Source organism: Bifidobacterium catenulatum DSM 16992 = JCM 1194 = LMG 11043, assembly GCF_001025195.1.
In the GTDB taxonomy this organism is placed as follows: Bacteria; Actinomycetota; Actinomycetes; order Actinomycetales; family Bifidobacteriaceae; genus Bifidobacterium; species Bifidobacterium catenulatum.
The window spans coordinates 1,383,398-1,409,220 of sequence record NZ_AP012325.1; the positions used below are offsets into that span (position 1 = coordinate 1,383,398).

General features: G+C 56.8%; 26 protein-coding genes and 1 pseudogene. 6 read left to right on the forward strand and 21 right to left on the reverse strand.

All coding sequences use genetic code 11. From position 1 onward, the window contains the following. Positions 1-20 precede the first annotated feature (20 nt). The 4 genes from BBCT_RS05910 to BBCT_RS05925 form a co-directional block, all read right to left on the reverse strand. A complete protein-coding gene (locus BBCT_RS05910) occupies positions 21-989 on the reverse strand; it encodes an ABC transporter permease (protein WP_003834382.1) in 969 nt (322 codons plus the stop codon). 20 nt (positions 990-1,009) lie between these two features. Further along, positions 1,010-1,936, reverse strand: a complete 927-nt coding sequence (locus tag BBCT_RS05915) for an ABC transporter permease (RefSeq protein WP_003834381.1) — start codon at positions 1,934-1,936, stop codon at positions 1,010-1,012. Between the two features lie 326 nt (positions 1,937-2,262). Then, on the reverse strand, positions 2,263-3,915 hold the full coding sequence (locus tag BBCT_RS05920; protein ID WP_033513305.1) for a peptide ABC transporter substrate-binding protein: 1,653 nt from the start codon (positions 3,913-3,915) through the stop codon (positions 2,263-2,265). A gap of 301 nt (positions 3,916-4,216) precedes the next feature. Beyond that, on the reverse strand, positions 4,217-5,143 hold the full coding sequence (locus BBCT_RS05925) for a tyrosine recombinase XerC (protein ID WP_003834379.1): 927 nt from the start codon (positions 5,141-5,143) through the stop codon (positions 4,217-4,219). Positions 5,144-5,321: 178 nt separating this feature from the next. Here BBCT_RS05925 and BBCT_RS05930 point away from each other — a divergent pair, with 178 nt between their 5' ends. Then, positions 5,322-5,579: a DUF6725 family protein gene (locus BBCT_RS05930; RefSeq protein WP_003834378.1), complete on the forward strand. Its 258-nt coding sequence runs from the start codon at positions 5,322-5,324 to the stop codon at positions 5,577-5,579. 4 nt (positions 5,580-5,583) lie between these two features. On the opposite strand, the gene BBCT_RS05935 is transcribed toward BBCT_RS05930, so the two are convergent. The 14 genes and pseudogenes from BBCT_RS05935 to infC all read right to left on the reverse strand — a co-directional run bounded on the left by BBCT_RS05935 (position 5,584) and on the right by infC (position 19,553). Continuing rightward, positions 5,584-6,624 (reverse strand): prephenate dehydrogenase, encoded by a 1,041-nt coding sequence (locus tag BBCT_RS05935; RefSeq protein WP_003834377.1) that lies wholly within the window; start codon positions 6,622-6,624, stop codon positions 5,584-5,586. Beyond that, positions 6,618-7,598 carry a prephenate dehydratase domain-containing protein gene (locus BBCT_RS05940; protein ID WP_003834376.1) on the reverse strand — a complete coding sequence of 327 codons (981 nt, stop codon included), beginning with the start codon at positions 7,596-7,598 and terminating at the stop codon, positions 6,618-6,620. Before BBCT_RS05940 ends, BBCT_RS05935 begins: the two co-directional genes overlap by 7 nt. A 66-nt stretch (positions 7,599-7,664) precedes the next feature. Next, on the reverse strand, positions 7,665-8,231 hold the full coding sequence (locus tag BBCT_RS05945; protein WP_003834375.1) for a hypothetical protein: 567 nt from the start codon (positions 8,229-8,231) through the stop codon (positions 7,665-7,667). Between the two features lie 83 nt (positions 8,232-8,314). Then, the gene (typA, locus tag BBCT_RS05950; protein ID WP_003834374.1) at positions 8,315-10,246 is read right to left on the reverse strand and encodes a translational GTPase TypA; all 1,932 of its coding nucleotides are present in this window, start codon (positions 10,244-10,246) and stop codon (positions 8,315-8,317) included. 137 nt (positions 10,247-10,383) lie between these two features. Further along, on the reverse strand, positions 10,384-11,664 hold the full coding sequence (locus BBCT_RS05955) for a cysteine desulfurase family protein (protein ID WP_003834373.1): 1,281 nt from the start codon (positions 11,662-11,664) through the stop codon (positions 10,384-10,386). 19 nt (positions 11,665-11,683) lie between these two features. Beyond that, positions 11,684-12,568: a carboxylating nicotinate-nucleotide diphosphorylase gene (gene nadC / locus BBCT_RS05960; protein ID WP_003834372.1), complete on the reverse strand. Its 885-nt coding sequence runs from the start codon at positions 12,566-12,568 to the stop codon at positions 11,684-11,686. A 36-nt stretch (positions 12,569-12,604) separates the two neighbouring features. Next, entirely contained in the window at positions 12,605-14,329 is a 1,725-nt protein-coding gene (nadB, locus tag BBCT_RS05965; protein WP_003834371.1) for an L-aspartate oxidase, read from the reverse strand. Beyond that, a pseudogene (nadA, locus tag BBCT_RS05970) lies at positions 14,326-15,204 on the reverse strand (quinolinate synthase NadA); the annotation flags it as partial. The gene nadB and the pseudogene nadA, both read right to left, overlap by 4 nt. Further along, a complete protein-coding gene (locus BBCT_RS05975) occupies positions 15,200-16,012 on the reverse strand; it encodes an NUDIX hydrolase (RefSeq protein WP_003834369.1) in 813 nt (270 codons plus the stop codon). The gene BBCT_RS05975 and the pseudogene nadA, both read right to left, overlap by 5 nt. Before the next feature lie 164 nt (positions 16,013-16,176). Then, positions 16,177-17,016, reverse strand: coding sequence for a ParA family protein (locus BBCT_RS05980; RefSeq protein ID WP_003834368.1), 840 nt, complete (start codon positions 17,014-17,016; stop codon positions 16,177-16,179). 87 nt (positions 17,017-17,103) lie between these two features. Continuing rightward, positions 17,104-18,057, reverse strand: coding sequence for a site-specific tyrosine recombinase XerD (gene xerD / locus BBCT_RS05985; protein WP_003834367.1), 954 nt, complete (start codon positions 18,055-18,057; stop codon positions 17,104-17,106). A 150-nt stretch (positions 18,058-18,207) separates the two neighbouring features. Next, entirely contained in the window at positions 18,208-18,591 is a 384-nt protein-coding gene (rplT, locus tag BBCT_RS05990) for a 50S ribosomal protein L20 (protein ID WP_003834366.1), read from the reverse strand. A 50-nt stretch (positions 18,592-18,641) separates the two neighbouring features. Further along, positions 18,642-18,836 carry a 50S ribosomal protein L35 gene (gene rpmI, locus BBCT_RS05995; protein ID WP_003834365.1) on the reverse strand — a complete coding sequence of 65 codons (195 nt, stop codon included), beginning with the start codon at positions 18,834-18,836 and terminating at the stop codon, positions 18,642-18,644. Between the two features lie 18 nt (positions 18,837-18,854). Continuing rightward, positions 18,855-19,553, reverse strand: coding sequence for a translation initiation factor IF-3 (gene infC / locus BBCT_RS06000; protein WP_003834364.1), 699 nt, complete (start codon positions 19,551-19,553; stop codon positions 18,855-18,857). Between the two features lie 312 nt (positions 19,554-19,865). On the opposite strand from infC, the gene BBCT_RS06005 reads away from it, so the two are divergent. The 3 genes from BBCT_RS06005 (at position 19,866) to ybaK (ending at position 22,460) form a co-directional block, all read left to right on the forward strand. After that, positions 19,866-20,621 (forward strand): thiamine diphosphokinase, encoded by a 756-nt coding sequence (locus BBCT_RS06005; protein WP_003834363.1) that lies wholly within the window; start codon positions 19,866-19,868, stop codon positions 20,619-20,621. A 147-nt stretch (positions 20,622-20,768) separates the two neighbouring features. Then, the gene (gene gap, locus BBCT_RS06010; RefSeq protein WP_003834362.1) at positions 20,769-21,824 is read left to right on the forward strand and encodes a type I glyceraldehyde-3-phosphate dehydrogenase; all 1,056 of its coding nucleotides are present in this window, start codon (positions 20,769-20,771) and stop codon (positions 21,822-21,824) included. Positions 21,825-21,953: 129 nt separating this feature from the next. Then, positions 21,954-22,460 (forward strand): Cys-tRNA(Pro) deacylase, encoded by a 507-nt coding sequence (gene ybaK, locus BBCT_RS06015; RefSeq protein ID WP_003834361.1) that lies wholly within the window; start codon positions 21,954-21,956, stop codon positions 22,458-22,460. A gap of 25 nt (positions 22,461-22,485) precedes the next feature. Here the strand turns inward: ybaK and BBCT_RS06020 are convergent, their stop codons facing one another. After that, positions 22,486-23,499 carry a 4-hydroxy-3-methylbut-2-enyl diphosphate reductase gene (locus BBCT_RS06020; RefSeq protein WP_033513407.1) on the reverse strand — a complete coding sequence of 338 codons (1,014 nt, stop codon included), beginning with the start codon at positions 23,497-23,499 and terminating at the stop codon, positions 22,486-22,488. Positions 23,500-23,661: 162 nt separating this feature from the next. On the opposite strand from BBCT_RS06020, the gene BBCT_RS06025 reads away from it, so the two are divergent. After that, positions 23,662-24,612 (forward strand): aldose 1-epimerase family protein, encoded by a 951-nt coding sequence (locus BBCT_RS06025; RefSeq protein ID WP_003834359.1) that lies wholly within the window; start codon positions 23,662-23,664, stop codon positions 24,610-24,612. Positions 24,613-24,786: 174 nt separating this feature from the next. After that, entirely contained in the window at positions 24,787-24,861 is a 75-nt protein-coding gene (locus BBCT_RS09760) for a 50S ribosomal protein bL37 (RefSeq protein ID WP_003817083.1), read from the forward strand. A gap of 135 nt (positions 24,862-24,996) precedes the next feature. On the opposite strand, the gene BBCT_RS06030 is transcribed toward BBCT_RS09760, so the two are convergent. Both BBCT_RS06030 and BBCT_RS06035 read right to left on the reverse strand, forming a co-directional pair. Continuing rightward, the gene (locus tag BBCT_RS06030) at positions 24,997-25,242 is read right to left on the reverse strand and encodes a hypothetical protein (protein ID WP_003834357.1); all 246 of its coding nucleotides are present in this window, start codon (positions 25,240-25,242) and stop codon (positions 24,997-24,999) included. After that, positions 25,239-25,784 (reverse strand): sigma-70 family RNA polymerase sigma factor, encoded by a 546-nt coding sequence (locus BBCT_RS06035; protein WP_231858104.1) that lies wholly within the window; start codon positions 25,782-25,784, stop codon positions 25,239-25,241. The genes BBCT_RS06030 and BBCT_RS06035 overlap by 4 nt, the downstream gene beginning before the upstream one ends. Positions 25,785-25,823 lie beyond the last annotated feature (39 nt).

Sequence of the window (25,823 nt, forward strand, 5' to 3'; positions counted from 1 at the left end):
GAATATCCCTTCACTTACACTCAGGCCGTACGGCTCTTCGGATCGAGCGCGTCCTTGACGGCGTCACCCATCATGATGAATGCCAGCACGGTGATGGCCAGTGCGGCGGACGGGTAGAACAGCACCATCGGGTCGGTACGCAGAATGGACTGCGCGTTGGAGATGTCTCCGCCCCAGCTGACCGTGGTGGTGGGCAGACCAACGCCCAGGAAGCTCAGCGTGGCCTCGAGCACGATGTAGGTGGCCAGCGAGGTGGTGCCGACCACGATGATCGGGGCCAGCGAATTCGGCAGGATGTGACGGAACAGGTTGCGGATCGGGGTGGATCCCAGTGCGGTGGATGCCGTGTTGAATTCGAGGTTCTTGGCTTCCATCACCGCGCCTCGCGCGATTCGTGCCACGGAGGTCCAGCCGAACAGCGTCATCACCAGGATGATCTTCCAGATGGAGCTGCTCGTCTTGAACATCTGGAGCACCACGATGGCGCCAAGCAGAATCGGCAGCGCGAGGAAGATATCAGTCAGTCGGCTCAGCACGGCGTCGACCCATCCTCCGAAGAAGCCTGCGATTGCGCCAATCAGCGTTCCGAGCAGCACCACCAGCAGTGTGGCGAACACGCCGACGCTCAACGAGGTGCGGGTGCCGTAGACCACACGGGAGTAAACATCGCAACCTTGCAGGTCGAAGCCGAACGGATGGCCAGCGGAAGCCGGATCAAGGGAATTGTCGAGCGTGCAGTAGTTCGGGTTCTGCTTGGTCAATACGCTCGGGAACAGCGCCACGAACACGATGAAGATAATCAGCAGTCCGGAGATGATGAACAACGGGTTCTTACGCAGGGTGCGCCACGCATCGGCCCACATGCTTGAGGCCGGAGCGGATTCATCCATCGAGTCGACGGCCTTCAGAGGCGTCTCATCGAGCGGTGCCACATAGCGTTCCTGTCCCGGAAGCACGGTGAAAGGATTGGTCTCATTCATTTCGGTCATTTCTTGTTACCTCCCTCAACTCACGCGTAACGGATTCGCGGATCAAGCGCGGCGTACAGCATGTCGACCAGCAGATTGCAGACCACGAAGATCAGCATGAGCAGCGTCACGATGGACACCACCAGGTTGCCTTCACCCTTGAGGATGCTCTGATAGGTCAGGTAGCCGATGCCATGCACGTTGAAGATGGTTTCGGAAATCATCGCGCCGCTCATCAGTGCGCCAAGATCCTGGCCCAGATAGGTGACGACAGGGATCATGGAGTTGCGCAACACGTGGCGCAGCATGACGGATTTGTTGTTCATGCCTTTGGCGCGCGCGGTGCGCACATAGTCGAGGGCGATGTTGGACGAAATCTCCGTACGGCTCAGACGAATGATGTACGCCATCGATACCGAGCCAAGCACCATGGCCGGCATCAGCAGGTCGAGGAAGCCTGGATTCGATCCGGCGGTAACCGGCAGCAGACGCCATTTCACACCAAGGAAGTACTGGCACAGGAAGCCGGTGACGAAGGTCGGCACGGAGATGAGCAGCAGTGAGAAGATCAGGATGACGGTATCGCACCACTTGCCCTTCTTCAGGCCGGAGATCACACCGAAGATCACACCGAAAACCGCCTCGAACACGAAGGCCATCAGGGCGAGCTTGATGGTTACGGGGAAGGCACGGCCGATCACGTCGATGACAAGCTGCCCAGAGAAGGTCTTGCCGAAGTCGAGGGTCAGCGCGTTCTTCAGGAACAGCAGATACTGGACAATGAACGGCTTGTCCAGATTGTATTCGGCACGGATCTGGGCCGCGACCGCTTCGTTGACCGGCTTATCGCCGAACATCGCCTTGACCGGGTCGCCCGGCAACGCGAACACCAGGGCGTACACCAGAAGCGTCGTGCCGAGAACCACAGGGATCATCTGCAGAATGCGTCGCAGAAGATACTTGCCCATTGGTTTCTCCTTTTGATTACTCACTCGTTCGCCAGCCGTTTGCGGCTTCTCCCCTAACGTTCGCACGTATAGGTCAGGGGCCCGGGGCGGCCGGCGCTTGCCCCGTTACGTATCAGTGATACTGCACCACAGTGCTCTATATTACAGTTTCATGAAAGACAGTTGAAAATATACCCCATGCGCGGACATCTTCTGTTGATGCCGCATGTCCAGCCGTCATCGGACCTCCGATGGAAGTCCTGTTTATTACGCGGAAAGGAAGGAACGGATATTCGAATCCGTCCCTTCCTTCATACCGATCCTACGAAATCAAATCAGAGAACGGCTCACTTGCCAGACTTGGTCATGTTCTCGTAGACCGGCAGGTTCTGCCAGTTCATCTCGAAGCCGGAAACACCGGTCGAGGCCACACCATAGGCATTGGCGTAGTACAGCGGAACGGCCGGCAGGTCGTTGAGCAGCACTTCCTGCGCCTTCTGATACAGCTTGTTGGCATCATCAGTGGTCTTGGAGGCGGCGGCCTGGTTGCACAGATCGTCGAACTTGGAGTTCTTGTAATCACCGTCGTTGGAACCATTGCCATCGGCGGACGAGGACGCGAAGTTCTGCATCAGGTAGTTTTCGGCAGACGGATAATCCGGCTGCCAACCGCTACGGAACGCACCGTTCACCTTACGGTCGGACACGGCGGTGCGGAAATCGTTGAAGGTCGGGTACGGGTTGGTGGCGGCAACACCGTCGCCCAACACGTTGTTGATGGAGTTCACGACAGCGGTGTAAATGACCTCGTGACCGCCATCGGCGTTGTACGCAAAGGTGAGCTTGTCGTCAGCGGTCCACGGGCTGATGGCGTTTGCCTTATCCCACAGTTCCTTGGCCTTCTTCTCGTTGTACTTCAGGTTGTCGGAACCGGTGAGGGAATCGGAATAGCCCGGGGTCAGCGGGGACGTGAAATCGGCGGCCGGAGTGCCCGTGCCGTTGAGCACCTTATCGCAGATGTTCTGGCGGTTGATGGCCATGGAGATGGCCTGTCGGCGCAGGGTGCCTTCTTCGGTACCGGCCTCGAAATGCTTCACATTGGACGGAATAGTGAACTGCTGAATGACGGAACCAGCCTTGTTATAGGCCTGCACGGTGGAGTCCTTTTCGAAGGTCTTGGTGGCAGAGGCGGGAACGGATTCCATCACGTCAAGGGAACCAGACTGGATGTCAGCGTAAGCGGCCTCATCCTTGGTATAAACCTTGAAGGTCACGCCGTCGTTCTTCGGAACGCGATTGCCTTTGTAATCGGGGTTCTTCACCAGCACAATCTGGTTGTCATGGTCCCAAGACTGGAACTTGTACGGACCATTGCCAACCGGCTTCTCGCCGAAGGCCTTCGGATCCTTGAAGAAGGATTCCGGCAGAGGGGCGAACGCGGTATAGCCGACCTTGATGGCGAACACAGAATCGGACTGGTTCAGATCGACGGTGAATTCCTTATCATTGACGACCTTCAGACCCTCGAGCTGTTCATCACCCTTGAGCTTGTCTCCGTCCTGCAGCGCGTCATAGCCCTTGATGGTGGAGAAGAAGGAGGAGCCGAGCTGGGCGTTCTTGGCGTTGGCCGTGTAGCTCCATGCCTTGGTGAAGGATTCGGCGGTCACCGGGGTGCCGTCGGTAAACTTCCAACCATCCTTGAGCTTGATGGTGTACTGGGTGGCGTTATCGTTAGCTTCGATGGATTCCGCAACCTCATTGGAGGCATTGCCTTTGGCATCGAAAGAAATCAGACGAGAGAACAGCAGGTCGAGCGGCTTGCCGCCGCCGGTCTCGTTGCAGTCGCCCGGGATGAGCGGGTTCTGCGGTTCGGAATTGTATGCGGTGATGACGTTGGAACCCTTGTCAGCGGTGGAGTCACCGTTGGAAGAGCCGCACCCGCTGAGCAGCATACCGAATGCGCATGCGGCCGCAGCGAAAGCCAGAGCTTTCTTCTTCATGGAATTCATATTCTCCTTATCCATTATTTCCAGAGCCGTAAGACCCTGTTCAAAAAGAAGGCGGGCGTCAATACCGTGGCATCAACGTCCGTCTTCGTTCTGATGGTGGGTTCATTATCACTCGATTGAGGGACAACCACTCCATATCCGAGGGAGGCCCATGCAAAATAGTCAAATCAAAACTCATCATCTGATAAAACAACCGTTTTTCCCGCTTATCGCCGGAACAACTTATCCGCATCGTGCGTATGGACGGACACGGATATATCTGTTCGCTGTCAGCGTACTTTGCCGATTCGTGTCATGCCCGTGGAAACGCCTGTCCGTAACGGGCTTTCAACTGTTCGATGGAGACATGCGTGTACCGTTGCGTGGTCTTCAGCGAGGAATGTCCCAGGAGCTCCTGCACCTCACGCAAATCAGCTCCCCCGTCAAGCATATGTGTGGCGGCACTGTGCCGCAGAGCATGAGGACTAATGTCGGGAACGCCGGCATCACGCGCGCATGCGTGCACCACACGACGTACCATCCGCTGATCAATGCGTTTGCCTTGTCTCCCAAGAAACAACGCAGCTGCGGACTGCTCCCCCACCAACAGGGGACGCCCATCATCCAACCACCGACGTATCGCTTTTTGCGCCGGAGCGCCAAATGGCATGACTCGTTGTTTGTTGCCTTTGCCGGTCACTTTGACCGTCCGATTGGAAAAGACCACATCCGGTACATCGAGTCCCACCAGTTCAGCCACACGCATGCCCGTCGCATACAACAGTTCCAGCATTGCAGCGTCACGCAGCTCAATGGCCTGCTGCTTCATAGTCCGTTCCTTCGGCTGAGACGTTTCACTGTCCTCGTCCACGCGTTCCATCAGCTGTTCGGCCTGTGATTCGCTGAGCACATCCGGCAACGTATCAGGTATTTTCGGAGTCATGAGCACACAAGCCGGATCCGTCGTCGTCACGCCATGCTCATGCGTCCACGCGAAAAAACCACGTACCGCCACGGTTTTTCGGGCCATGCTGCTTTTCGCATGTTTTTTCGATGATTCCGCCATCCACATGCGAAGATCTTCGATGGTCACCTCGTTAAGGTTCCTGCATCCAAGCCGTTCCAAGGCAAGCAGACATTCTTCGACATCGCCTCGGTATGCCTTCCGTGTGTTTTCGCTCAATCCACGGTTGGCTTTCAGATATGTGTCGAATGCCTCTACGCTCTCATCGAACAGCATGCCGATCAGCCTTTCCCGAGCTCAATAGCAAGCCCAAATCCATGAATTTCTCTCCATTATGTGTCCATTCTCCGATAGAAACCGAAATTCCGGCACAACTTGAAAAGAGACCAACTATGCTGTCCAGTAGCGTTCGCTCAGCGAATCCGTCAATAATCGTCTATTCGAAGGGGAGATTATGCCGATTCCAAACGAAATTCCAGCAGGTGCACGCATTGTGGTGCGCACCTGCGAAGGTGTCGATCCAAAGGACCAGCGCATGAAATTCCGAGATTATGTCGGTCACGTACGTTCTTGGGACGGGCAGACATTGGAAATGACGCGCGATGCGGCAGCTAACGGTTCGCGCCCGGAGCAACGTGTCAGTATTCCCGCCGACACCATCGTCACCGTCAAACCGGTTCCGGAACGTTCCATGACAAGGCCGCGCCTATAACGCGTCACACTGAGGAACGCACCTGTGCCATAGCTTGACGGTAGCCGTCGAATCGCACAATATGCTCTCCCCTACGCGCCGATTCCAGAAGCATCTGCTGCCAACCGGTCTCGGGAATTGCCAGTTCGATCGTTTCGCAATGTTCTGCGAAATCAGGTTCTTTGGTGAGAGCCTTGTACTCACGGAATGGCTGCCCCTGTACGAAGAAACGCGCCATTTCCTTATCATCGCCCGCAGTGGGCGCGCCCTGCTGCGCGGCCATGCCATGCAGCACATTGGCCATAAGCGTCAAGCGATTGGCCATGTTGCGCAATAACGCTTCAACATTGGCCGCATCCTCTTCCACCATTGCACGGGTACGGTTCGGATCGGTCAGCGCAACACGGGTCATGTCTCGCCACGAGCCGGCGGCGAGCGCTGCCGCGATGTTTCGATTGGGATTGGCCACCAGCTCGTTGATCATGGCCGTGGAAATGACGTGTGGCATGTGAGAGATCAGTGCCGCGCAACGATCGTGGGTCGTGTCGTCGAGCACGATGAGACGATTCGCGCAATGGTCGACGATCATTGTCGCAACGGCACGGAAACGCTGATATTCAGTGTTTTCATCCACGGTAATGGCCCAAAGAGCACCGTCGTAAAGCGTTGGATCCGACGATTCCCACCCAGATAGCTCATTGCCGGCCATGGGGTGCGCCCCTACATAGCAGTGTTCCAACCCTACGGCCCTGACCTGTTCCCTAACCATTTCTTTGACGCTGCCTACATCGGTGAGCGTGGTGACGCTCGGATCGATCAGCGGTTTGAGTGCACCCAGAATTTGCGGCATGGCTTTAAGCGGATTGCATAGCACAAGCACGTCAGGCTTTGCATCGGCAAGCACAGCCAGCGTGGGCACGCATCGTATGCCGTCCGCCTCCGCGGTTTCATATGGCCGATCGTTATGGTTCCATGCGACGACCTCGCAGCCCGCATTGACGAGCCTGCGTGCCAGAGACCCTCCAATAAGTCCGAGACCCACGATTGCGATACGTTGCTTCACCACATCAGCTCCTTTTTGACCGTTTCACTGTTCTGCCAATCGTCTGGCAGATGCCGTTCGTCAAGACGTACGCCTCCCTGAGGCAGCATCCATGAGGTGACTGGAGGATTAGGGCGTTCTCTACGCGGATATACGGCCAGAGTTTTGGCCCAGTCGCCATGTTCTGCGATTTCGACCAGAGCATCGTGGAAACGTTGTTCCCACGGCGCCGCATCAAGCGTCGCGATAAAACTGTAGGTGCCTGTACGTCCTTTGATTGGCCGTGAGATGAAGCTTGTCATGTTGAGTCCTGCGTCGCGGAATACGTCCAGCAGGTTCGCAAGTACGCCAGGGCCGGTGACGAGCGGGATAAGCGTCAACACGGACTCGTATTCTATACCGGATTGGGAACGTGGCTGTTCCAACAGTTTCTCTGCTTCCTTGCGCGGGGCGAGCACAAGGAAATCAGTTTGCGCGCCTTGATAATCCTGCACGGCGGTGCCGATGCATGTGACGTTGTAAAGTTCACCGCAGATGCTTGGCCCAAGGGCTATTTCGTTCGCTTTAATGTCTCGACATGCGGCGGCATTGGATGGTGCTGGAACCGGCCGCAAACGATGTTCCGCGATAAAACGTTTGCATTGCGCGAGTCCATGCGAATGCGCGGTGGCTACGGTGGCATCTTCCGGATCGGATCCCGCACGCACGTACGCGTCAAAAGTAACGTCGACGCCCACGCGTGCGAATCCGGCCAGGTCTTTGGCGTCGATCAGCGCGTCCAAATTCGGTACCACGTAGCCTTCGACATTGTTTTCCCATGCCACGACGCCCCAGCCCTTACCCTGCTGCACGGCTTCGAGAATCTGCGGCACATCGTCCAAAGCCACCAATTCGAACCCTTCGGGTTCGAGATGGGCCAGCTCCTGCGATGCATTGACCGCGGCCTGATGGGTGAAGGTGCCTTGCGGACCCAGATAGAACAGCTTGCGTGCGCTCATTCAACCCCATTTCTTTTCTTGGTGTTTCCATGCACCTTATCTCATTGACATGGAATCAGCTGCTAATCATTTCACTGGCTGAGCGCTGCCAGACGTTTCGGGCCCTCTCGTTTGGGGGTAGACAACAAACGCATCATCATGCGTTTTCTTGCGCGGAGGCGTAACGAACCAACATTTCGGTAATACCAGCATCACGATCGGAATGAGCACGACTCCATATAACCAAAAATATCCCGCTTGCTCACTGAAGAACGGCATGGAATCGTCTCCGCCGAATCCAACGGGAATCATGGCATCTCCGCCAGGACCATACCCAGCCATCACCGTCCAGACCGCCAGGGAAGAACCAATCAGATGCAATGCGAGGCCTGAAACGCCGTCACGCGATCGAGCGGACCATGTTGAGATGATTACCATGAGATAGGCGATCAGTAATCCGTAGGGAATGTTCACGGATGCCCCCATACGGTGAGCCATGGTTCCTATCATGCCAACTATGATTCCAGAAGCCAGATCGATCAAGAATCGTCCCCATATCGGTAGTCGGTACGACCATGGCATCAATCGTACATCAGCCACCATCCGTTGATTGGATTCATCCGTACCGTACGATTGCTTCATCTGTTGCGTCATATTTCTACTATCTCTCGCTAACCTGAAAAGAAAAAGAGATACGTGAGAACACGTATCTCTTTTCGCAAAAACAACGCAAAAAATCACTTGTTATTTTGAGCGTTGTTCTGTCGACGCTGCTTGGCGCGCCACTTATACCAGTCCTCACGGCTGAGAATGATCTTGCGCACACGGATAGATTCCGGGGTGACTTCCACACACTCGTCCTCGTTGGCGAAGTCCAAGGACTCTTCGAGGCTCATCTTGATCGGCGGAGTCAGGGTTTCGAGCACGTCTGCGGTGGAGGAACGCATATTGGTCATATGCTTGGCCAATGTGATGTTCACATCAAGCTCGTCCGGCTTGTTATTTACGCCGACGACCTGGCCCTCGTACACCGGAGACTGCGGCTCAACAAAGAAGTTGCCGCGCGCCTGCAGACGCTGCATAGCGTACGGGGTGGCGATACCCTTACGATCGCAGACCATGGAGCCGTTCTGACGCGTCACAATCTGACCGGCCCACGGAGCGTAGCCGGCGGAGATGGAGGATGCGATACCGGTGCCGCGGGTGGCGGACAGCAACGCGGTACGGAAGCCAATCAGGCCACGGGACGGGACGATGAACTGCAGACGGACCCAGCCGGTGCCGTGGTTGGTCATGTTCTCCATACGGCCCTTACGGTCAGCAAGCAGCTGAGTGACGGTGCCCATGTACTCTTCCGGAACGTCGATGGTGGTGTTTTCCATCGGCTCGTTAATCACGCCGTCAATGGTCTTGGTGACCACCTGCGGACGGCCGACGGTCAACTCATAGCCTTCGCGACGCATCTGCTCGGCGAGCACGGCCAGTGCGAGTTCACCACGACCCTGGACCTCCCAAGCATCCGGACGCTCGGTTGGCAGCACCTTGATGGACACGTTGCCGATGAGCTCGCGGTCGAGACGATCCTTGATCATGCGGGCAGTAAGCTTGTGGTCTTTGCCTTCGGTGCCTGCAAGCGGGGAATCATTGATGCCGAAAGTCATGGAGATGGCCGGGTCATCAACGTGAATCAGTGGCAACGGACGCGGATCAGACGGGTCGACGATGGTCTCGCCGATCATGATGTCGTTCACACCTGCGACTGCGACGATGTCGCCAGGACCTGCGGAATCAACCGGAGTACGCTCAAGGCCCTGCGTACGCAACAGTTCGGAAACACGGAAGTTTTCAATGGAACCGTCCACACGGGACAGTCCATAGGTCTTACCCTTTTCAAGGGTGCCATTGTAGATGCGCACCAAGCCGAGTCGTCCAAGGAAGTCGGAGGAATCGATGTTGGCGACGTGTGCCTGAAGAGGAGCGCCTTCCTCATATTCCGGAGCCGGAATGTTCTTGATGATGGCCTCGAATAGCGGTTCGAGATCTTCATTGTCTGGCAGACCGCCATTTTCCGGCTGGTTTTCGGAAGCATAGCCAGCCTTTGCCGCACAGTAGATGACCGGAAGGTCGAACAGTGCGTCTTCATCGAGGTCAATACCTTCCTCGATAACATCCTGGGCCAAGCCGAGCAACAGGTCAGAGGATTCACCCACGACTTCTTCAATACGGGCATCCGGGCGATCAGTCTTATTCACGCACAGGATAACCGGCAGTTTAGCTTCCAGCGCCTTGCGCAGCACGAAGCGGGTCTGTGGCAGCGGACCTTCGGAAGCGTCGACAAGGAGCACAACACCGTCCACCATGGAGATACCGCGCTCGACCTCACCACCGAAATCGGCGTGGCCAGGGGTGTCGATGATGTTCAGGGTGATGCCTTCCGGATGCCCGTACTTGGCGGCCAGCGGACCGGTGTACTGCACAGCAGTGTTCTTGGCGAGAATGGTAATGCCCTTCTCACGCTCCAGATCGTTGGAATCCATCACACGATCCGGGACTTCCTCACGCTCGTTGAACACGTGGGACTGTGCCAGCATGGCATTGACCAGCGTGGTCTTACCATGATCGACGTGTGCCACAATCGCTACATTTCGAATATCGCCGCGAACCGCCATCGAAACCTCTCTTAGTATTGCTGTTCTCTTGCGTAAACGTTCGGTACGTACATGCTGTCGGTACTTGAAAAATCGTACTTACACACAAACCGAACCAATATTAGCGAAGCGTTGCGACACCTTCGCCGGTGCCGCATTCAGGCGAGCGCCTGTTGCGCTTGGACGTTAATCGACGGATCGCTGACCGTCGAAGCCCCACGCAATGAGTTGCAGGATTCCTCCACTACCGAGGCGATCTGGTTGATCTGCTCCAGTGTGAGCGGCTCACGGAAGGTCATGCGAATGGCTGATTTTGCTACTGCCGGATCATATCCCATCGCCAACAATGTGCCAGGCGCTTCGTGACGGCCGACAGCACAGGCCGAGCCGGACGAGCAAGCGATGCCCCGAGCGTCCAAATCGACCAGCAAAGCTTCTCCGGAAAGTCCCGGGAAAACGAACGACGCATGTCCCGGAAGCCGTCGTTGCGAATCCCCCGTAAGCTGTGCTCTGGGTTCCACACGCAGCACCGCATCGATCAGACGATCCCGGGAAGCCACCAGCGCGCGTCCAATCTCATGCATTCGTGTGTTCGAGTCACGCAACGCAACGGCCAATGCGACCGCACCGGCGACATTTTGCGTGCCTGACCGTAGGGAGCGTTCCTGCCCACCGCCGCTCATCAACGGCTCGACAGGAACTCGGGAACGTAGCAGCAGTGCCCCCAGTCCCTTCGGTGTGCCGAATTTGTGTCCGGACAAGCTCAACGCGTCCACATCCCATTCGCGCATACGGATGGGGATGAGTCCCGCCGCCTGCACCGCGTCCACATGCAGTGGCACGCCATGTTCGTGTGCGATGCGTGCTATTTCATTGACGGGCTCCACTGTGCCCACTTCGTTATTGGCAAGCATCGTCGATACCAGCAGCGTGCAGTTACAAGGTTTTCCGGACGTTCCGGAAACGCTGTCGGAGCTGCTGTCAAGATCGCTCTGAGCCAATTCGGCCCTCAACGCGTCCAAATCGATATGCGCTTGATGGTCGACGGGAATCTCCACCACTTCGCAGCCGAACCAACGTTCCATCCAACGGGCCGATTCCAACACCGCCGGATGTTCGATCGACGACACAATGATACGCGGACGCACCTGCTCGCCATACGATTCGCGCAGCAAACGTATGCGGGCCATCGCAATACCTTTAATCGCAAGATTATCCGCTTCGGTGCCGCCTGAAGTGAAGATCACGTCATCCGGACGCGCGCCCAAATCGGCTGCGATAGACCCGCGTGCAGCTTCGAGGGCGCGTGCAGCGGTTTTGCCCGCGCTGTGCACGCTCATCGGATTCGCGTACGCTTCGGTCAGAAACGGCATCATCACGCTGATGACGTTGCCGCCGACCGGCTCTGTGGAGGCGGCGTCCAAATACAGGTGTTCCATCAGTCCTCCCTGCGCTTCTTCAGTTCCAATCCAGTCCAAGGTCGATGCTGCTCACGCTGTGGGTGAGCGCGCCAACGGAAATCACGTCCACACCGGTGGCGGCCACCTGCGGTATACGTTCCAGCGTCATGTTACCGCTGGCTTCCACAATGGCGTTGCCTGCGATAAGGTCAACTCCCTTGCGTGTGTCTTCCAAGGAGAAGTTGTCAAGCATGATGGTATCGGCGCCGCCTTCAAGCGCGGCTTTGATCTGCTCCAAACGGTCTACTTCCACTTCGATATGCGTGGTATGTCCCACTTGTTCGCGGATGTGGCGAATCGCCCCGGCCATATCGATGCCTTGTTCGGCGAGTGCCGCGAGATGGTTGTCTTTGACCATGACGGCATCGGACAATCCGTAGCGATGATTATGTCCGCCGCCGCAGGTGACGGCGTACTTTTCGAACGGACGCAGTCCCGGAGTCGTCTTGCGCGTGTCCACGATACGGGTGCGCGCATAGGTGCGCGGCTTTCGATAGTCCGTAGTTTCTACGGCTTCGTCCGCCGCTTTGACGAAGGCCGCCGTCATGGTGGCAATGCCGCACATACGTTGCGCGAAGTTCAACGCCACACGTTCCGCTGTGAGCAGGTCGCGCACAGAGCCTTCGACTTCGGCAAGCGTCTGTCCAGCTTCGAAACGTTCGCCATCTTTGATGGTGGCGAGCACACGAATCGTAGGGTTCTGCGCGGCGAATGCCGCTTCGAACACGGCGATGCCGCTCATCACACCTTCCTGTCTGGACACGAGTCTTGCAGTGCCGTGGACTTCGGCGGGAATGGTGGTTTCGCAGGTGATGTCACCGTTGGGTGCATCTTCCTCAAGCGCGGCTTCGACGGCCGTGCGAATGACCTGACGGGTCAGCATTTATGGTCCTTTCCGCTGTCTCTCGTCGCGCAGCAGTTATGACATCTGGTAGGCGATGGAATGTGCGATCGTCGGATTGTTGGTCGGATAATCCTGCCGTGTGTGCGCGCCGCGCGATTCGCAACGGTTGCTTGCCGCAACCGCAGCAACGTATCCCACGGTAAGCAGGTTGCGGTTTTCCCACATGATGATTCGTTCCGCATATGTTGTCGGCTGGACGATGGTTTTCGACATATCCGCACTGTCCGCCGCATTCGCCATGGAGAGCGCTTCGCCAAGTTCACGTACGCCTTGGGACAAGCTGTCACCGTCACGAATCACGCCGACGTGCTTCCACATCACGTCTTCAATGCGTGCACGGTCCCATGCTAGCGATTGCGCAACATTCGGCTGCGTTGTGGCATCCGGCATATGCAGCAGCATCGGCTGCTGGCAGACCGGCATGTTTTCGATCGCACTGTTGTCGAAATCCTGCGGTTGCCAAACGGTACCGTCGGTGTCATTCGCAGCGGCAAGGCCGGCGCGATATCCGTAGACCATGCCTTCAAGCAGCGAGTTCGATGCGAGACGATTGGCACCCTGCACACCAGTTCTGGCGCATTCGCCGGCCGCATAGAGGCCGGGGATGCTGGCTCGTCCGAACAGGTCGGTGCGGATGCCGCCCATCCAGTAGTGGGCCGCGGGAGCCACGGGAATGGGTTCCTTGCTCCAATCGAAGCCGAGCGAACGTGTGTAGGCGTCGATGGTCGGGAACCTGTGGCGTAGGAATTCCGCCAGATCAGGGTTCTCTTTGCCCATGGGTGAAACGTCGAGCATGATCGGCTTGCCGCCTTGCGCCTGCATGGTACGGAAGTTGGCTCGCGCCACCACGTCGCGCGGTGCGAGTTCCGCCTTGGGGTCGATGTCGGCCATGAAACGGTGCCCATGTTCGTCGAGCAGTACCGCGCCTTCGCCACGCACGGCTTCGGAGACGAGGAAATGCTCGCCGATAGCCAAAGCCGTGGGATGGAACTGGTAGAACTCCAGGTCGGCGACCTGCGCCCCTGCACGAATCGCAGCGGCCAGGCCGTCGCCAGTCGCCACCGCGGGATTCGTGGTGTACGGGAACAACCGTCCCGCGCCACCGGTGGCAAGAACCACACGGTCCGTATCGACGACACGTGTCTCAACACCGTCTTGAGCGTCACGAACCGCCAGACGCACGCCGGCAACATGACCGTCACGCACCAGCACATCGTTCAGGAACGCATGTTCCAGCACGGTGATATTCGGATTCTCCCGCACCATGGCGGAGACGTCGAGTTCCAAGACCTTTCCGGTGGCATCTCCCCCAGCATGCACCACGCGGGAACGGCAATGCGCGGCTTCGAGCCCACGCAGCACATGTCCTTCGCTGTCGCGATCCACGTGCCATCCATCGCCGATAAGCTCACGTACGCGACGTGCGCCCTCGTCGGTCAGAATGTCGACTGCGGTGCGATCGCACAACCCATGACCGGCAGCCATAGTGTCGGTCGCATGCAACGCAGGCGAATCGTCATTGAAAATCGCAGTGGCCACACCGCCTTGAGCGTGGTATGTGTTCGATTCGACGAACTTATCCTTGCATACCAGCAGCACTTCCTGCGGTCGGTATGTGCCATTCTTCGGAATCGACGCGCGTCCGCCGGCGGACAGTCCTTCGCTGCCAAGACGGCTGTCTCCGGCTGCCGCGAGCGCCGCACACAGTCCGGCGATACCCGCTCCGACTACGACGATCATGGGTGTACCTCCAGCATGCGCTGCAATGCGATTTTGGCGTCACGCGCGGTGTCCTCGTCCACGGTGATGCGGTTAACGATATTGCCTTGCTCGATGTTCTCCAACGCCCACGCCAGATATGCGGGGTGAATGCGGTACATCGTGGAGCATGGGCAGACCACCGGATCGAGGCAGAACACGGTCTTGTCCGGATACTGCGCGGCGAGACGGTTGACGAGGTTGATTTCCGTGCCGACTGCGACGGCCGAACCAGCCGGCGCGTTGGCGATCTCTTTGACGATGTACGCGGTAGAGCCGGTGCCATCCGCCGCGTTGACGACGTCCATCGAGCATTCGGGATGCACGATGACTTTGACGCCCGGATACGCCTTGCGTGCACGCTCAATTTGGTCGACGGTGAAGCGCTGGTGCACAGAGCAGAAGCCTTTCCACAGGATCATCTTCGCGTCGGCGTACACGGACGGGTCTTCGGCACCACCGGCAGGCTTGTACGGATTCCACACTGGCATCTGGTCAAGGCTCATACCCATGGCGAGAGCGGTATTGCGGCCAAGGTGCTGGTCTGGGAAGAACAGCACGCGCTTGCCACGGGCGAAGGCCCATTCGAGCACGGCATGCGCATTGGATGATGTGCAGACGATGCCACCGTGGCGTCCGCAGAATGCTTTCAGTGCCGCGGAGGAGTTCATATATGTGACCGGCACGATCTGCTGCTTGCCGTCGGCATCCGGATTAGTGCCGCAGATTTCTCCGAGCTGTTCCCAGCAGTCCTCAACCTGGTCGATGTTCGCCATGTCGGCCATCGAGCAGCCTGCGGACAGGTTCGGCAGTGTCACGGTCTGTTCGGGCGTGGACAGGATATCGGCGGTTTCAGACGGTTGTCAGTGCGGCGAGCACGTCGTTGCCGGTTGCATGGCTTCCGTGATTAGACTGATTGACGCTGTAATCCCATGATGAAAATTGTCGCAACGCGCTTTGCACGTACCGGTATACGGCGGCCGGACGATTGCGCCCGACGCGCAGTTTTTCGCCGGTATCCTCCAACTGGCCCGATGAGAGCATTTTCCGGCGAAAATTCGCCAAATCGATGGCTTCGCCCGTTACGGCTTCATATACGTCGTGCAGTTGGCTCAGCGTGAATCGTTCACCGACCAGACGCGTGACGACCTGGGGATATTCGATTTTCCCCCGTAGCCGGCTTAAGGCGTAGTCGATGATGGCACGATGGTCGAAAGCAAGTTCCGGCAGATTATCGACGGGAAACCATTTGACGTTGTTGCCTTCGACAGGTTCCGTTTGCGCATCCGCTCCTCCGACCAGCGCCCAGTACACGATGGATACCATCGGCAGCCCGCCATGCGAACGTGCCGGATCGCCAAACGTATACAGCTGCTCGAGATATCTCGGATGAAGCGACGTAGTCGATTCCAGTGCGGCATACGCGGACTGCTCCAACGAATGGTCTGCGCGCAGACCGCCTCCTGGAAGCGCCCATTGGCCAAGAAACGGTTGGCGCACACGCTTGACCAGCGGCATCCACAGCATGGACCCTATACCGTTCGGAGCGGTGTCCATCCCATTTTCATTCCCGGATCTTTGGACCGGCCCTAAAGCAAGAATAACCACGGAAACACCCACCTGCGGCGGCTGTTTGCGCCGTTCCGAGACATTTCCCATGATCATCGCGACCCCACTCTCTCAAATTCTCGTCAATACGAATTGTTCCGAAACCACAGTGTATCACTTATAGTCAACATGACCATAAGTTGGGTGTTCCACCAATCAATCATTAAAATCCAGCGCACATGCGGCTAACAAAAAAGGCCCCACAAGGGAGCCTTGAGCATCTATGCGATAACGCCTTGGAAAATCAGTTCCCGGGCAACCTCACGGTATTCCTTCGCCGTCTTGTGATTCGGCGCATATATGGTGATTGGCGCAGCGGCAACCGTTGAATCCGGCAACTTGATAGACCGCGAGATCACCGAGTGGAAGACCTTGCCTTGGAACGCCTCATAAATGCGCTGCAACACCTCATCGCAATGCAGAGTATGCGTGAACATGGTGACGAGCACTCCATACACTTCCAGACTCGGATTGATACGGGACTGCACCTTTTCTATGGATTGCATCAGCAAAGCCACGCCACGCAACGCGAAGAACTCGGCAGCCACGGGAATGATCACACCATCCGCCGCGGTCAGCGCATTCACCGTGAGCAAGCCCAACGAAGGCTGGCAGTCAATGATGATCACGTCATATTCATCCTTGACCTGTCGCAACACGCCAGCCAGCACCTGTTCACGTCCCACTTCGGTGACCAGCTGCACTTCGGCGGCAGATAGATCGATATTGGACGGCATGATGTCGAGGTTCTCGAAATCGGTATGCTGAATCACAGCATGTACATCCATACGCGGATTGAACAGCGCGGTGTACACCGTATCTTCCACGGCATTGGCGTTGATGCCCAGTCCCACCGTGGCGGCACCCTGCGGGTCGAAATCGACGATAAGCACACGACGACCGTACTGGCTCAACGCACCGGCGATATTAATTGAACTGGTTGTCTTACCAACGCCACCTTTCTGGTTGCACATGGCGATGACCCTTGCCGGACCGTGCGTCTGCAGCGGCTCCGGAGCGGGAAACGTCTCATAATCTCGTCCAAGCAAATCCGTAGGCATACCGTTTACCTTACCAACATCCTTGTGTCAACTTTCACTGTAATCCATGCTAGTCCATTGCCGCCGTTCAAAACGGCAGCAACACCATCATCTGGCGCGGGGATGAGACGTCAGATACGTTTCAATCAGGTTTTCGGGACTGACGTGCGTGTATATCTGCGTGGTGGTGACGCTTGCATGCCCAAGCAGCTCCTGCACGGTACGCACGTCGGCACCGCCTTGGATAAGATGCGTGGCGAAAGAATGACGCAACGTATGAGGATGCAACGGCTTGTCGATGTGCGCACGTTCCCCCGCAACCCTGATGATCTCCCAAACCGACTGTCTCGACAATCTTCGTCCGCGCTTGTTGAGAAACAGGGCGCGACGCTCCTGAGGACCTTTTGACTTCGACTCCAGTATTGGACGCCCCGAACGCACATACCGGCTGATTGCCTCGCATGCGTAGCTGCCGACAGGAACCAGACGTTGTTTTGAACCTTTGCCCATCAGTCTGGCGATTCTGGATTCCGTATCGACATCATCAAGATTCGCTCCGCATGCCTCCGACACTCGCGCGCCGGTCGCATACATGAATTCAAGCAACGCCTTGTCTCGAAGCATCACAGGATCATCCGAGACCTCCAACGAAGCGTCGTCACAAGCTCTGTTCTGGGAAACGGGAATCGCTTCCAACAATCTGGCGACCTCATCAATAGCCAGCACATCGGGAAGAGTACTTGCACCCTTGGGAGCTTTCACCTGCGCGGATACATCGTCGGCGACGCTATGTTCGTCCACGGCGAAACGATGGAACGCGTGGATGCTGGCCAACCGGCGGGCCTTGCTTCGGGCGGATTCCCCGGACTCGTCAAGAAAAGCGACGTAGTTTTCCACATCCTGTGTCGTCACGGACGTAATGTCATTAATCCCCCGATTGGCAAGCCACTGCCGATATTTTTTCAGATCGGCGCCATATGCCGACACCGTTGCTTTTGACAATCCTCTCTCAACATCGATGTGTGCAAGAAACTGTCTGATCATCCGCTCGAAATCGTTCATCGCCCTCCTTCCGCCGAAAGTTGCCTGTTCGCATCGTATACCGCCGTTGCCATGGCTATGAGATAGATGGTTCCTGACGTGCAACACAAGAACCCCCGCCCATTGCTGGAGCGAGGGTTCCCATCAGTCACGCTGAATCAGCGAAGAAGCTCAGGCTTCCTTCGGAGCGTTCACATCAGCCGGAAGAGCAGCCTTGGCCTGCTCGACGATGGCCTTGAAGGTCTCCGGATCGGAGATGGCCAGCTCGGCGAGAGCACGACGATCCAGTTCGATGCCAGCGAGGTGCAGGCCCTGGATGAAACGGTTGTAAGTAATGCCCTCTGCGCGGACGGCAGCATTGATACGCTGGATCCACAGCTTGCGGAAGTCGCCCTTGCGAGCCTTGCGGTCGCGGAAGTTGTAGGTAAAGGAGTGAAGCAGCTGCTCCTTGGCCTTACGGTACAGACGGGAGCGCTGGCCGCGGTAGCCGGAAGCCCTCTCGAGAACGACGCGACGCTTCTTGTGGGCGTTTACTGCGCGCTTGACACGTGCCATATTTGATTCCTCAGCTTTCTATTAAGTCTTCTTATTAGCTCTCGCTATGCTCAGCGACCGAGCAGCTTCTTCATGTTCTTGCTCTGGGAAGTAGCCAGAACGCCGTCGGCCTTCAGTGCGCGACGCTTACGAGCGGACTTGTGCTCGAGGTTGTGGCGCATTGCGGAGCCAGCGTGCATCAGCTTGCCGGAACCGGTCACGCGGACGCGCTTGGAAGCGGCGGAATTAGTTTTCATCTTCGGCATTGCTGCCCTCCTTGTTTGTTACTTCGTTTCGGAAGTCTTCGGTTTGTCGGACGTCACTGCGGCCTTGGCTTCGGCCGCTGCCTGAGCCTGGGCTTCCTGCTTGGCCGCCAAGCGTGCGGCCTGACGAGCCTGACGTTCGGCACGGGACTGATCACCACGACGACGCTGCTCGGACTGGGTGTGAACCTTCTTGCCCTTCGGCGCGAGCGTCATGATGATGTTGCGGCCCTCCTGCTTCGGAGCAAATTCGACAGTACCGTATTCCTCCACTTCGCCAGCAAGACGCTGCAGCAGCTCAACGCCACCAATTGGACGGGACTGCTCGCGACCGCGCAGCATGATGGTGACCTTGACCTTGTCTCCGCCATTCAGGAAGCGCACAACATGGCCCTTCTTGACCTCGAAGTCGTGGTCGTCGATCTTCAGACGGAAGCGAATTTCCTTGATTTCCGCAGTGCTCTGGTTACGACGTGCCTCGCGAGCCTTAATCTTCTCGTTGTACTTATACTTGCCGTAATCGATGAGCTTGGCAACCGGAGGCTTCGCGTTGGGCGCCACCTCGACGAGATCGAGGTTCGCTTCCTTTGCCAGGTTCAGTGCGACGGAAGTCGCGATGACTCCCACCTGTTCGCCGTTCGGGCCGATCAGACGCACCTGGGAGACGCGAATCTCGTCGTTAATGCGTGGTTCGTCGCTGATGATGACTCCAATCCTCATGTTCCATTCAACGGAATGTTCCCAGATTGGCAGTTCTTCAACGTCTCAAAAGTCCATGGCATGCCAAACGCACCTATAAAGGCACACTGAAGAACGTTCTGATACGCTCTCCACTTCACTGTTTCACCACAGTGACAAGGCATTATGCCCGAACCCGAGGCCCTGAAAGGCTTCCAGGTGGGGATATCCCGCTTTCTTGATTTCTCAAGCCTTGTAGATAATACCACACACCACGACTACCGCGTGTCGTATTTGCAACCAGTTAAAGCGCACCTTACAACAACGCCGGCCAGCATACTACACTGACCTTACATGACAAATAATTTCGATACCTGTGTGATTTTCGCGGCAGGTGAATATTACGGAGAAACACCAATAGTTCCAGCGGGCTCGTTCGTCATCGCTGCGGACGGCGGGCTCGATCACGCCCGCGCCCTTGACGTAATGCCCGACGTGGTGGTAGGTGATTTCGATTCGATCACGGGCAAACGCCCCACACCAGACGAGCGCACCGTCGAACTGCCGCCGGAAAAAGACGATCCGGATCTGTTATCCGCCCTCAAAATCGGATGGTTTCACGGTGCGAGGCTTTTCCATATCTACGGCGCGCTCGGAGGGCGAATCGACCATACGATATCCAACATCCAATTGATGGCATTGCTCGCCAATCATGGCGCCATCGGTTTTCTACATGGCAATGATTCCATTGTGACAGCGATATGCGATGGGAATCTTGACTTCGCAGCAAACGATGTCAAACCGGGTCGCATGATCTCCGTCTTCTCGCATTCCAACACTTCCGTCGGCGTTTGCGAAAAAGGCTTGAAATACGAAATAAGCGACGCGCTCATGACCAGCACCAAGGTTAACGGGGTCAGCAATGAGTTCCGGCATGGCCTGCCCGCGCATGTCGGGGTTACCCAAGGCACGCTCATCGTGACATTCCCAGCCGAAGCTCCTTTACCACAGGTCTCCTGGCATCATGCGTTCAAGGGCGATCTCGGCCCATTGGATACCCAAATCTCGTCTGCGCTTGTCGAACGCGGTCTGAAATCACATGCAGCGTGAGCGCTCACAGAAAATACGACGTTTTCTGAAACACACGTGCGAATGCGTTGCCTTAAGTACAGGTGACGCACTAAAGTGGGTGACGTTGGTAAACAATGGCTTCTGTGTGCCCAGCACACGTGTGGCCTACCCTAAAGGGAGAATTACATGACAGTTAAGATTGGTATTAACGGCTTTGGTCGTATCGGTCGTCTGGCTTTCCGCCGCATCTTCGAGCTGCAGGCTCGTGGCGGCCAGGCCGGTGACATTGAGGTCGCTGCAATCAACGATCTGACCACCCCGTCCATGCTGGCCTACCTGCTGAAGTACGACAGCACCCACGGCACCTTCCGTCATGACGATGGCACCCCGGTTGAGGTCACCTCCACCGAAGACTCCATCGTGGTTGACGGCAAGGAATACAAGGTTTACGCCGAGAAGGATGCCAACAACATCCCGTGGGTCAAGAACGATGGCGTTGAGTTCGTGCTCGAGTGCACCGGCTTCTACACCTCCGCTGAGAAGTCCCAGGCTCACATCAACGCTGGCGCCAAGAAGGTCCTGATCTCCGCTCCGGCCAAGGACGAGACCACCCCGACCGTCGTCTTCGGTGTGAACCACAACATCCTGAAGGCTTCCGATGTGATCGTGTCCGCCGGTTCCTGCACCACCAACTCCATGGCCGCTATGGTCAAGCTGCTGGACGAGAACTGGGGCATCAAGGCTGGCTTCATGACCACCATCCACGCCTACACCGGCACCCAGATGATTCTCGACGGCCCGCGCTTCCCGAAGGCTCGCAACAACCGCGCCGCCGCGATCAACACCATTCCTCACTCCACCGGCGCTGCCAAGGCCATCGGCAAGGTCGTTCCGTCCGTGAACGGCAAGCTGCAGGGTCACGCCCAGCGTATCCAGGTTCCGGATGGCTCCGTCACCGAGCTGACCACCGTTCTGAACAAGGAAGTCACCGCTGACGAGATTAACGCCGCATTCAAGGCCGCATTCTCCTCCACCGAATTCTACGGCTACAACGAGGATGGCATCGTGTCTTCCGACATCATCGGCGACACCCATGGTGGCGTGTTCGATCCGACCCAGACCGACGTCAACACCGTTGACGGCGTGACCATGGCTCGTACCGTTTCTTGGTACGACAACGAGTACGGCTTCACCTGCAACATGGTGCGCACCCTGCTGTACTTCGCTGAGATCTCCGAGTGAATCAATAGCGGAACAATCCGCACGATTCTAAGTAGAACTTAGTGCAAGGGCTTTCGCTTCACGGCGGAAGCCCTTTTGTTAACCGACGCAAATACGTACCGATACAAATACGTTTTAGAGTAGAGCAACATGGGTAAGAAAAAGCATGAGAAGGGAGCCGGTTCAACACCGGCAACAGTGCAACTGGAACAAGCGGGAATCCCATTCAAGACTTACGAATACGCACATTCAAACGACCATATGGATGACGGCTATGGGGTCGAAGCCGCCACCAAACTGGGCTTTGACGAGCATCAGGTGTTCAAAACGCTTATGGCCGATACCGGCTCCGAACGCGTGGTAGGCGTGGTTCCTGTAAGCGGACACATGGATCTGAAGGCGCTGGCCGCAGCGGTCGGAGCCAAAAAAGCCTCCATGGCCGATCCAAAGGTCGCCATGCGCGAATCCGGGTATGTGGTTGGAGGCATCTCACCGCTCGGTCAACGCACACACCACAAAACCGTACTCGACGAAAGCGCTTTGCAATATAGCGAGATACTGCTGTCGGGAGGCAAACGCGGCTTCTCAATCGGCATCGATCCCAACGATCTGCTCAAGGTGCTTGACGGCGTAGCCGCGCCTATCGGCACTCGGTAAAGTACTCGACGCTCGTAAAGTCCAATCAGCGGACCGGTTTCTTACGAAGTTCACTGGGAAGCACGAAATGCATGTTTTCCTTAATGGTTTCAATGGTGGCCACATCATTGAAACCTTGGCTTTGCAGCGATTCAATAACACCTGACACCAATTCGTCAGGTACGGATGCGCCCGACGAGATTCCCACGGATTCAACACCATCGAACCATGCGGGATCAAGCTCGGACGCATCATCCACACGGTGGGCCTTTCCGCAAGCACCATCAAGTACACCGCCAAAACGCGTGTTCAGCCCCTCCTGTGCAACCTCCATCAAGCGTACGGAATTTGACGAATTCGCCGAGCCGACGATCACCACGCAATCCGATTGCTCGGCAACGAGTTTGACCGCAGCCTGACGATTCGACGTGGCATAGCAGATGTCGGAATTCGGAGGCATCTCAAGCCATGGGAAACGCTCCTTCAACGCGGCGATAGTGCCTGCCGTCTCATCCACGCTCAGCGTGGTCTGCGAAAGCAACACCAACTTCGTATCCGAAGAAAAATCCAACGAATCGACATCCGACTCATGCTCAATCAGATGCACATGTTCCGGAGATTCGCCGACCACGCCAACGGCCTCATCATGACCCTTATGTCCGATGTAGATGATTTCGTAGCCTTCTTTGACGAAACGTAACACCTCACGATGCACCTTGCTCACCAAAGGGCATGTGGCGTCAACAACATGCATGCCCCGAGCCGCAGCCTCAGCCTTCACCGCAGGAGACACGCCGTGCGCAGAGAAGACAATCGGAATTCCTGCGGAAGCCGCGGAATCGGGAATCTCAGCCAATTCCTGCACGAATACTGCACCCTGAGCCGACAGTTCTTCAACAACATGCTTGTTGTGCACAATCTGACGACGCACATACACCGGCGGCAGATCGTCAGTCCGAGATGGATTGGCAGCCTTGAGAATCGTCTGCACAGTCAGAATCGCCCTGTCGACGCCCGCGCAAAAGCCACGGGGATCCGCCAGTACGATGCGCTTGGTCATGATGGCCGCCTTTCGTTGCTTTGTGAAAACCTCATCAATACTAAGACATGGGCGGCACGCCGAAGAAACAGCATCGTCATACGGCATGAAACAGGTAAACTGTGGTGTTAGCCGGTAACGCTACCGTTACCGGAACCTATCCAACGGCACTATGGAGTGACTATGACCTGCATTAACCTGCCTGCCCGTACCGGACAGCAATTCTCCATCTCCCACGGCGACTATGAAGCCGTCATCACCGAACTTGGCGCAACTATGCGCAAACTGACCTATAAGGGCGAAGATCTGACCGTCGCCCTTGGCCCTGATGATCTGGTGACCTGCTGCCACGGCCAGATCCTCATTCCGTTCCCGAACCGTATCGAGGGCGGCGAGTACACGTTCGAAGGCAAGACCTATTCGCTGCCAATCGACGAACATGACCGCAACACCGCCATCCACGGCTACGGTTACCGCTCATTCTGGAAGCTGATCTCTCTTGCCGAAGACGCAGTGACCCTCGCCTGGCGTTCCCCCAACATGGTCGGTTATCCGTTTGACCTGTATGTCACCGCCACCTACAGCCTCGCCGATGACGGCATGCACTTGACCGTCAGCGCCTACAACAATGGCGACACGAACGCGCCGTGGGCTTTGGCCATTCACCCGTGGCTCGCCAACAGCCTTAACGGCTATGGAGACGAAATCGACGAGCACAACGCCAAGTGCAGCCTGACGCTGCCGGCACGCACACATGTCACCGTGGATGAAAACCTTATTCCGACCGGTACTGAGCCCGTTGACGGCACCAAGTACGACCTACGCAAAGACACACTGCTCACCGAGCAGCCGTTCGATGACGCATGGACCGATCTGGAGCACGCCGAAGACGGTTCCGTCACGGCAGTGTTCACCCGCGCCGATGGTAAGAAGGTCCGCGTCGGTGGCGACGAAACCATCACCTCGTTCCAGGTATGCACAGGCACCAAGTTCCCTGCATTCCAGCATCCCGCCGGCGTTGCCGTGGAGCCGCAGACCGCCTATGCCAACGCATTCAACACGGGCAACGAGCTGATTGTGATCAAGCCGGGCGAAACCACCAGCACCTCGCTATTCCTCGGTATGGCCGAGTGAACATGCGAGTGAACGTGACCGAGTAATCCAATCGGTTAAACCGACTGATTCTGGTCATATAAAAACCGAAGGATAAGCCTGAGTGGCCACCTATCGAACACCGGATTTGGCAAACGTCTCGCTCGTGTGCGATAATCCCGAAGGCTTATTAATCGTAAGTAAAGGAGTCCAATCATGGGCATGCGCGGACGTAAGCGCAAGGATCGTCGTAAGAAGGCCGCCAATCACGGCAAGCGTCCAAACGCCTGATCCCTGCCAGCGTGAATAACGCTACAGAACATTGAAAACCCCGCCGAATCACCATTGATTCGCGGGGTTTTCTCATACTTCTTCAGCCTGCCATAGAGCCTGCCACAAGTCCATTGCCGGGGAACATGCACGGACTTATTCTCCGCAGCAATGGTCAAGCGTAGCTTCAAGACGGTCAATCAGACTCTGCGGGGCATGCTGCGGGCGCAGATACGCACGCATGGCCGCAATCAATGCCCGTTCACGCTCGTCGCAGCAACGTTCGGGGTCGAAACAATCACCGGAGGCGCTAACGCGCACACTGGTATGCGTCACCCGGGTCACAGTGCCGTCCTCGCCGGTGGCGACAGTGGTGGTATGCCGTTCGATCGATTCACTCATGCGCTGTCCTTCCCTGCCGTGGCATAGCCACGTTCCTTCGCATAGTTGGCAAGTTCTCGTTTCAACTGCGTACGCGCACGATTGAGACGACTCATCACCGTGCCGATCTTCACACCCTGTTCGTCAGCCACCTGCTGGTATGACTTGCCATCAATCGCAGCATCGATGAACACCTGACGGCGTTCCGGCGAAAGCTTGGCGAGCGCCGCCATGATTTCCTCGGGCGCATAGGCATCCAAATATTCCTGTTCCGCGGATTTAAGTTCTTCCGAGGAATGCTCCGAAGCCGAATAAATGTCCCAATCGTCATATTCACCGGTGGAATCGTTAGCCCGCTGCGGTCTGCGTTTGGCTTTGGCATACTGGTTGAAATAGGCATTCCGCTCGATGGTCGTCATCCACGCGGCGAAATTCGTTCCCTCCTGAAAGGAGTCGAACGCCTTGAATCCCCGTTCGAAAGTATCCTGCACCAAATCTTGGGCATCATCGGGATTGTTGGTAAGCTTCATCGCCTGCCGGTACAACGCATCGACCACAGGCATGGCGAGTTTTTCAAAACGCGCCCTTTTACCTGCCGTAGT

Excerpts from the sequence above, each read along its gene's own strand:
- BBCT_RS06035 (WP_231858104.1), bottom strand. The coding sequence starts at position 25,784 with ATGCCTGTGGTCGATGCGTTGTACCGGCAGGCGATGAAGCTTACCAAC.
- BBCT_RS05955 (WP_003834373.1), bottom strand. The coding sequence starts at position 11,664 with ATGGAACACCTGTATTTGGACGCCGCCTCCACAGAGCCGGTCGGCGGC.
- BBCT_RS06005 (WP_003834363.1), top strand. The coding sequence starts at position 19,866 with ATGACAAATAATTTCGATACCTGTGTGATTTTCGCGGCAGGTGAATAT.
- BBCT_RS05980 (WP_003834368.1), bottom strand. The coding sequence starts at position 17,016 with ATGCCTACGGATTTGCTTGGACGAGATTATGAGACGTTTCCCGCTCCG.
- BBCT_RS05920 (WP_033513305.1), bottom strand. The coding sequence starts at position 3,915 with ATGAAGAAGAAAGCTCTGGCTTTCGCTGCGGCCGCATGCGCATTCGGT.
- ybaK (WP_003834361.1), top strand. The coding sequence starts at position 21,954 with ATGGGTAAGAAAAAGCATGAGAAGGGAGCCGGTTCAACACCGGCAACA.
- BBCT_RS05925 (WP_003834379.1), bottom strand. The coding sequence starts at position 5,143 with ATGCTGTTCGATGAGAGCGTAGAGGCATTCGACACATATCTGAAAGCC.
- BBCT_RS05915 (WP_003834381.1), bottom strand. The coding sequence starts at position 1,936 with ATGGGCAAGTATCTTCTGCGACGCATTCTGCAGATGATCCCTGTGGTT.
- typA (WP_003834374.1), bottom strand. The coding sequence starts at position 10,246 with ATGGCGGTTCGCGGCGATATTCGAAATGTAGCGATTGTGGCACACGTC.
- BBCT_RS05930 (WP_003834378.1), top strand. The coding sequence starts at position 5,322 with ATGCCGATTCCAAACGAAATTCCAGCAGGTGCACGCATTGTGGTGCGC.
- nadB (WP_003834371.1), bottom strand. The coding sequence starts at position 14,329 with ATGATCGTCGTAGTCGGAGCGGGTATCGCCGGACTGTGTGCGGCGCTC.
- BBCT_RS06030 (WP_003834357.1), bottom strand. The coding sequence starts at position 25,242 with ATGAGTGAATCGATCGAACGGCATACCACCACTGTCGCCACCGGCGAG.
- rplT (WP_003834366.1), bottom strand. The coding sequence starts at position 18,591 with ATGGCACGTGTCAAGCGCGCAGTAAACGCCCACAAGAAGCGTCGCGTC.
- BBCT_RS05940 (WP_003834376.1), bottom strand. The coding sequence starts at position 7,598 with ATGAGCGCACGCAAGCTGTTCTATCTGGGTCCGCAAGGCACCTTCACC.
- gap (WP_003834362.1), top strand. The coding sequence starts at position 20,769 with ATGACAGTTAAGATTGGTATTAACGGCTTTGGTCGTATCGGTCGTCTG.
- nadC (WP_003834372.1), bottom strand. The coding sequence starts at position 12,568 with ATGCTGACCCGTCAGGTCATTCGCACGGCCGTCGAAGCCGCGCTTGAG.
- BBCT_RS05945 (WP_003834375.1), bottom strand. The coding sequence starts at position 8,231 with ATGACGCAACAGATGAAGCAATCGTACGGTACGGATGAATCCAATCAA.
- BBCT_RS05910 (WP_003834382.1), bottom strand. The coding sequence starts at position 989 with ATGACCGAAATGAATGAGACCAATCCTTTCACCGTGCTTCCGGGACAG.
- rpmI (WP_003834365.1), bottom strand. The coding sequence starts at position 18,836 with ATGCCGAAGATGAAAACTAATTCCGCCGCTTCCAAGCGCGTCCGCGTG.
- BBCT_RS06020 (WP_033513407.1), bottom strand. The coding sequence starts at position 23,499 with ATGACCAAGCGCATCGTACTGGCGGATCCCCGTGGCTTTTGCGCGGGC.
- BBCT_RS05975 (WP_003834369.1), bottom strand. The coding sequence starts at position 16,012 with ATGATCATGGGAAATGTCTCGGAACGGCGCAAACAGCCGCCGCAGGTG.
- infC (WP_003834364.1), bottom strand. The coding sequence starts at position 19,553 with ATGAGGATTGGAGTCATCATCAGCGACGAACCACGCATTAACGACGAG.
- xerD (WP_003834367.1), bottom strand. The coding sequence starts at position 18,057 with ATGAACGATTTCGAGCGGATGATCAGACAGTTTCTTGCACACATCGAT.
- BBCT_RS06025 (WP_003834359.1), top strand. The coding sequence starts at position 23,662 with ATGACCTGCATTAACCTGCCTGCCCGTACCGGACAGCAATTCTCCATC.